General features: G+C 27.1%; 5 protein-coding genes and 2 tRNA genes. All 7 read right to left on the bottom strand.

Annotated elements, in window-relative coordinates; all coding sequences use genetic code 4:
* Positions 1–470 precede the first annotated feature (470 nt).
* The 7 genes from rbfA to T395_RS0103290 all read right to left on the bottom strand — a co-directional run bounded on the left by rbfA (position 471) and on the right by T395_RS0103290 (position 4488).
* Entirely contained in the window at positions 471–845 is a 375-nt protein-coding gene (gene rbfA / locus T395_RS0103320; RefSeq protein ID WP_051617864.1) for a 30S ribosome-binding factor RbfA, read from the bottom strand.
* Between the two features lie 117 nt (positions 846–962).
* Complete coding sequence (locus T395_RS0103315) at positions 963–1799, bottom strand: hypothetical protein (protein WP_029513046.1); 837 nt, start codon at positions 1797–1799, stop codon at positions 963–965.
* 50 nt (positions 1800–1849) lie between these two features.
* The gene (locus T395_RS0103310; RefSeq protein WP_029513045.1) at positions 1850–2407 is read right to left on the bottom strand and encodes an inorganic diphosphatase; all 558 of its coding nucleotides are present in this window, start codon (positions 2405–2407) and stop codon (positions 1850–1852) included.
* A 53-nt stretch (positions 2408–2460) separates the two neighbouring features.
* On the bottom strand, positions 2461–2670 hold the full coding sequence (locus tag T395_RS0103305) for a hypothetical protein (RefSeq protein WP_029513044.1): 210 nt from the start codon (positions 2668–2670) through the stop codon (positions 2461–2463).
* Positions 2671–2804: 134 nt separating this feature from the next.
* Positions 2805–4136 (bottom strand): coiled-coil domain-containing protein, encoded by a 1332-nt coding sequence (locus tag T395_RS0103300; protein ID WP_029513043.1) that lies wholly within the window; start codon positions 4134–4136, stop codon positions 2805–2807.
* 112 nt (positions 4137–4248) lie between these two features.
* Positions 4249–4325, bottom strand: a tRNA-Arg gene (locus tag T395_RS0103295).
* 86 nt (positions 4326–4411) lie between these two features.
* A tRNA-Arg gene (locus T395_RS0103290) sits at positions 4412–4488 on the bottom strand.
* Between the last annotated feature and the right edge of the window lie 1952 nt (positions 4489–6440).

Here is a 6440-nt window from a genome sequence, read left to right as displayed (position 1 = left end):
TGGAAAAATCTTTCTTTTTTCCATAATGACAAAATCCAGAGTTTCCAAGTTTAATGCTATTTTCAATGATAAAGTGCTTATTTATAGGGGAATTAGCTATTTTTTAAGTATCATTACTTACATAAAAAATCAAAATCAAAAATGCAAATTAATTTAAAAATTTTTTATTTTATTCAAAAAAATTATTAAAAAAGAATAAAAAATTTCGTTTATGTCATAATTATTTTGTTGTTTTAAACAAAAAATCACTGTTTTTTAGTAAATTCAACTTGGAAACTCGGAATTTTATGTGTGTAATTTTAAAACATAAAAAACGAATATGTCTTTTTTATAGATATATTCGTTTTTTTAGACTTTCAAACTTGGAAACTCGGAAAAGCGTCAAAAAAATATGGAAAAATCTTTCTTTTTTCCATAATGACAAAATATGCTATTAAAAAAGCAAGCTAAGTGCCTGCTTTTCAAATTAATTATTCCTTAGTTTCTTCTTTTTTAGGTTCTTCAACAAATTCTTTTTTGATTTCGTCTAACAATGCATCAATTTTTTGAGCACTATCTGTTAATTCATCTAATACGAAGTGAATGTCAGGAATTTTTCTTCAATCTAAGGTTTGTGCAACTTGCTTTTTAACAAAACCTTTAGCATGTTCTAATGCTTCTAGTCCTTTGTTAGCTCTTGCACCAAAGGTAACAAAAACTTTAACATGTGATAGATCGCTTGATAATTTGCAATCTACAACTGTTGGTTCAATAACATCAGAATTTGTCACTTCATAAGTGATAATTTGAGCAATTAAATTTTTAATTTGTTCTTCTCTTCTGAGTATGTTAATATTTGTTTTCATTTTTTACCTCTTAATTTCTAGAAAGTCTAATACTTCCTAATTTAATTTTAATATTTTTGAAACAAGATTTTTCTAAAAAATGAATTTATGAACAAATGGTTATATATTCCATTGCCATTATTTGCTTCTTAAACAGTTAAACAACAATTCAAAATTATTTTTATAAGTTTTAGCTTTTTTAAGTCATCATGAATAATTAAATGATTTAGTTAATTTGTTGTCTTTTAGTACTTTGTCAAAAACAGGCAAGAATAATTTGTGTTTTTTCTGATGGACTAATGAAACAAAATCAATGTCTTTTTTATTATATTTATATAAATCTTTGAAAAACTGTTCAAAATTTTGGTTCTTCTTTTTTATAAAAGCATATTTAAGCGAATAAGCACATAATATGGAAGCTAAATAACCAAACTTTTCACCAAATTTAGCTATTTTAAAGTACTTTTCTCCATTAGATTTGTTATATTCAATAAAGTTTTTAAATGTCTGTGTTTGATAATTATTATTACTATTTGGCAAAATTTGATTGCATATATTTCTAAAATTGCTTAAACTAACATTTTTACTAAACGGAAAAATTTCAATTATATTGAAACCAAGTTTTTTGGCAAAAATTATGTTTTCCAGACTTGCACCTCAAGAATAAATTACACAATTGTCTACTGTTGGCACAAAATTTTTAATTTTAATTAAATTACGAATTATTGTTAATAAAGTTTGGTAACTTACATCTAAAATTTCATCCATATTATTTGATTTTTGAATAGTGCTTAATTCATAATGAATTTCTTTTGAAGCACTATATTTTTTTCTTAAATTTTTTGGATTTAATCAACTAACCCCGATTATTCTCGGAATAAAACTAATGGTTTTATCTAATTTTAAAATTCTTTGTACATGTGGTGTATTAGCAACTTCCACATCAATGAAAAATTCGTATTTATTTTTTGCCATAATTTAACAATTATAAGAATAAAAGAAAAAAATAAAAGCCAAAAAGGCTTTTATGCTTCATATTTGTCAGGGTGTTCTTGCATCATTTTAGCAACGAATTCTTTTTTAGGCATTTGCCCATATTTGTCCATTAATTCAACACATTCATCTAGTTCAGCAAGAGCTCAATTGAGACCTTCGAAACCTAAAACTTTAGTAGAACCAGGTTTTTTTCAGTTTTTGTAATTGTTGAAAAATACTTCAAGGTTCATTAAGAATGGTTCAGGTAAATCTTTTAATTCTTGAATGTGGTCTAAACGGTAGTCATCAGCATGCACAGCGATTAATTTTGTATCTGTTTCGCCTGAATCAATCATTTTCATTGCACCAATAATTCTTGCGTTTAACATAACACCTGGAATGAATTGTTCATCGCTGTATAAAAGCACATCTAATTCATCACCATCTCAATCTAAGGCATTAGGGATAAAGCCATAGTTTGAAGGATAAACAAAATCACCTCTTAAAATACGGTCTACGTGAATTTGACCATCAGCACGATCATATTCATATTTAATTTTTGAATTTTTTGTAATTTCAATTTTAATTTCTACAATATTTTTACTCATAATGTTTTTATTATATTTGAAAGTTTTAAAAAAATAAAAAGAGAAGCAAAGAATTATGCTTCTCTAACTTCCGCAGGAGGTTGATGTGCGCCACAATCACATTGAACTGAGTTATCAATTGGAAATGGTAATGCCACATCTTCTTCAGATTCTCATTCTTTTTTTTGTACTTCGTTTTGACAACTAATAGCAGTAAAAGAAGCTACTGCGCCTGTAGTCACTACTCCAATAAAAGAAAATAAAATCCTTTTTAATTTGTTCATTTTAGCCTCCTTGCTAACATTATATTATAGTTATTCTCTTATATCAAAAAATTAAAAAACTATTCAAAAAAGCATTGAATTTAAACTTTTTGAATAGTTTTTTAAATAATTAAACTATTAAGCCGTAGCTTCTGTTAAGATGTTGAGCTTTCATCACCAGTGCCTTCGCTTACACCATTACCTGTTTCAGAGTTTGCTGCAGGAACTGTAAGATCAAGCACTAAGTAGTAAATGCCTTCTTCAACAGTATTAGGGTATACTCCTAATCTATATTTAATAGTCAATTTAGTTTCATCTTGATTTAAATATGCATCAAGGTAGCCTGATAATCTTCCTTTGTTTCCTAATGGATCTGAGAAACTAACCATTTGTTTGTTGCTTTCTGCATCTCTTCATCCACCAACATATGATTCTTCACCTTTTAATAATGGTGTTTTTTCTCCATCTCTAAAGCCACCTTTTACTAATACCACTTGTCCATTGTTATAGTCATAGCCAAAAATGTATGGTTTCTTACCTGTGGCTTTAGCATTTTCTTTAACAGCAGTAATAATTTTGTCTTTTAATTCTTGTGTTAATTGTCCGCCGATAATTGTGAATTTGCTTGTGTCATCAGTAGCATTTAATGTTATTACATCTTCTCGACCATAAAGTTCAGCAATTTTTGCTTCAATTTCTTTAGTTTTAGCTTGTAATTCATCAGCACCTTTAAGTGCTTTGGCAGCTGTTACAAGTTTGTCTAATGCTGTTTTGTCAGCATTGAATTTTTCATCTGCTAAGTATGCTTTTAAAGTTTCAACTTTTGCAATAGCTGTTTCTAATTTTTTGTAAGCTTGTTCGAATTTGTTTAATACTGGTTCAACTTCATCATTAACAGCTTTTAATGCATTAGTTTTTTCAGTAATAGCTTCATTAGCCAATGATTTGTCAGTTTGAGCTGATTTAGCAGCTTCTAATACTGAATCATATTTTGCTTTTAATTCTGTTAATTGATATTTTTCGATTCTTACAATTTTTTTATCAGCAGCAGAAATTGCTTTTTTCAATTCACTATATAAGTTTGTGCGTTCATCAACTTTTGGAAGAATTTCTGCTAATTTAGCTTGAATTTTCGCAATTAAAGCATTAATTTGTTCAGCTGTTGCTTCTTGATTTGCTTTTAATGTATTAGCTTCTTCAATTAAGGTTGTTATATCAGTAATTTGAGTATCTAAATTAGCTGTAACAATTTTTCCTTGTAATGTGTTAGCTTCTGTTAATTTACTTTCTAAGCTAGCTAATGCTGTTTCTTTTTCTGTTCCAGGAGTTGGTTGAGGTTCTGGTTGAGGTTGAGGTTTCGGTTGAGGCTGAGGATCTGGTTGAGGATTTACTGGTTTTGTTTCATTTTGGCAAGCTGCAGCAGCAACCATTAGAGGAAGTGTGCTAGCAACTGTACCTAAAAGAGGAAATAATAATTTCTTTTTCATAAAAATTCCTTTCATATATCTTTTAAATTATATTAAATTTTTAAAATAAGCTTATTTTATGAAAGAGAACGAATATTTTTAAATAATGATTATATTAATTACAAAATAAAAATGGCGTCCATAAGAGGAGTTGAACCTCTCACCCCAAGCTTAGGAGGCTTGTGCTCTAACCAGATGAGCTATATGGACATCTTATTAAAATTTTAACAAAAAAAGACTTTTTTCAACGTTTAATATATAAATATAGATTATTAATAAAATAAAAAATAAAAAAATGGCGATCACGAGAGGATTCGAACCTCTGACAACAAGCTTAGAAGGCTTGTGCTCTATCCTGCTGAGCTACGCGACCACTAATATTATTTTAATACAAAAATATTTTTTCATACATTTTTTTATTTTTTATTTTCTGAATTTAAACATTTAAAGAAATGAAACTTATTTTAACTTCTAATAATATTTTTTTATTATTGGTAAATTAACCAAAATAATGTTACTCAATTTTTAATCATGAAAAGATCATAAATTAACTATTCATTAATAACAATACAAATAGCAATTAAAATATTTTTTTATACTAGCAAGTGGGAAACATATTGACCTAAAAATTTATACTAGTAAGTGGGAAGAGAACACTTATGAAACACTTTTTTCTTTCTATGCTACAAAGTGGGAAATGCAAATTGTTCTTTTTTAATTTCCAAGTTAAGGTTTCATTTTTTGCCAAAAAGACTATTTTATAGCCGTTTTATGAAATAAGCTAAATTAAATTACGATGATAGACAAGACAATTTTAACTGTTATCAGTAGTATAAAAATTTATGCTACTAAGCGAGAAATGAAAGTATTCTCAAACAGAGCTTTAATTTTTATACTAGCAAGTGGGAAACATATTGATCTAACAGTTTATACTAGTAACTGGGAAAAGAATATTTATGAAACGCTTTTTCTTTCTATGCTACAAAGTGGGAAAGATTAATAGTTGATTTTTGGTTTCCAAGTTAAGATTTCATTTGTTTGCAAAAAGACTATTTTATAGTTGTTTTATGAAATAAGCTAAATTAAATTACAATGATAGACAAGAAAATTTTACGGTTATCAGTAGCATAAAAATTTATACTACTAAGCGAGAAATGAAAGCATTCTCAAACAGAGTTTTAAATTTTATACTAGCAAGTGGGAAGCATGTTGACCTAAAAATTTATACTAGCAAGTGGGAAAGAATATTTATGAAACGCTTTTTTCTTTCTATGCTACTAAGTGGGAAAGAGTAATTGTTTATTTTTGGTTTCCAAGTTAAGATTTTATTTGTTTGCAAAAAGACTTTTTTATAGTTGTTTTATAAAATAAGATAAATTAAATTACAATGATATTCAAGACAATTTTAATGGTTATCAGTAGCATAAAAATTTATACTACTAAGCGAGAAATGAAAGCATTCTCAAACAAAGTTTTAATTTTTATACTAGCAAGTGGGAAAAGAACATTTATGAAACGCTTTTTTTCTTTCTATGCTACTAAGTGGGAAAGAGTAATTGTTTATTTTTGGTTTCCAAGTTAAGATTTTGTTTGTTTCCAAAAAGACTATTTTATAGTTTTTTTATAAAATAAGCTAAATTACAATGATAGACAAAACAATTTTAACGGTTATCAGTAGCATAAAAATTTATACTAGCAAGTGAGAAATGAAAGCATTCTCAAACAGAGCTTTAATTTTTATACTAGCAAGTGGGAAAAGAACACTTATGAAACGCTTTTTTCTTTCTATGCTACTAAGCGGGAAAGAGTAATTGTTTATTTTTTGTTTCCAAGTTAAGATTTTGTTTGTTTCCAAAAAGACTATTTTATAGTTTTTTTATAAAATAAGCTAAATTAAATTACAATGATAGACAAAACAATTTTAACAGTTATCAGTAGCATAAAAATTTATACTACTAAGTGAGAAAAGAAAGCGTTCTCAAACAGAGATTTAATTTTTATACTAGCAAGTGAGAAAAGAACATTTATGAAACGCTTTTTTCTTTCTATGCTACTAAGTGGGAAAGAGTAATTGTTTATTTTTTGTTTCCAAATTAAGATTTTGTTTGTTTCTAAAAAGACTATTTTATAGTTTTTTTATAAAATAAGCTAAATTAAATTACAATGATAGACAAGACAATTTTGACAGTTATCAGTAGCATAAAAATTTATACTACTAAGTGAGAAAAGAAAGCGTTCTCAAACAGAGATTTAATTTTTATACTAGCAAGTGGGAAACGTGTTGACCTAAAAATTTATACTAGCAAGTGGGAAAAGAACATTTAT

The organism is Mycoplasmopsis iners ATCC 19705 (assembly GCF_000701805.1).
Lineage (GTDB): Bacteria > Bacillota_I > Bacilli_A > Mycoplasmatales > Metamycoplasmataceae > Mycoplasmopsis > Mycoplasmopsis iners.
This window is presented reverse-complemented; position numbering and strand designations above follow the sequence as displayed.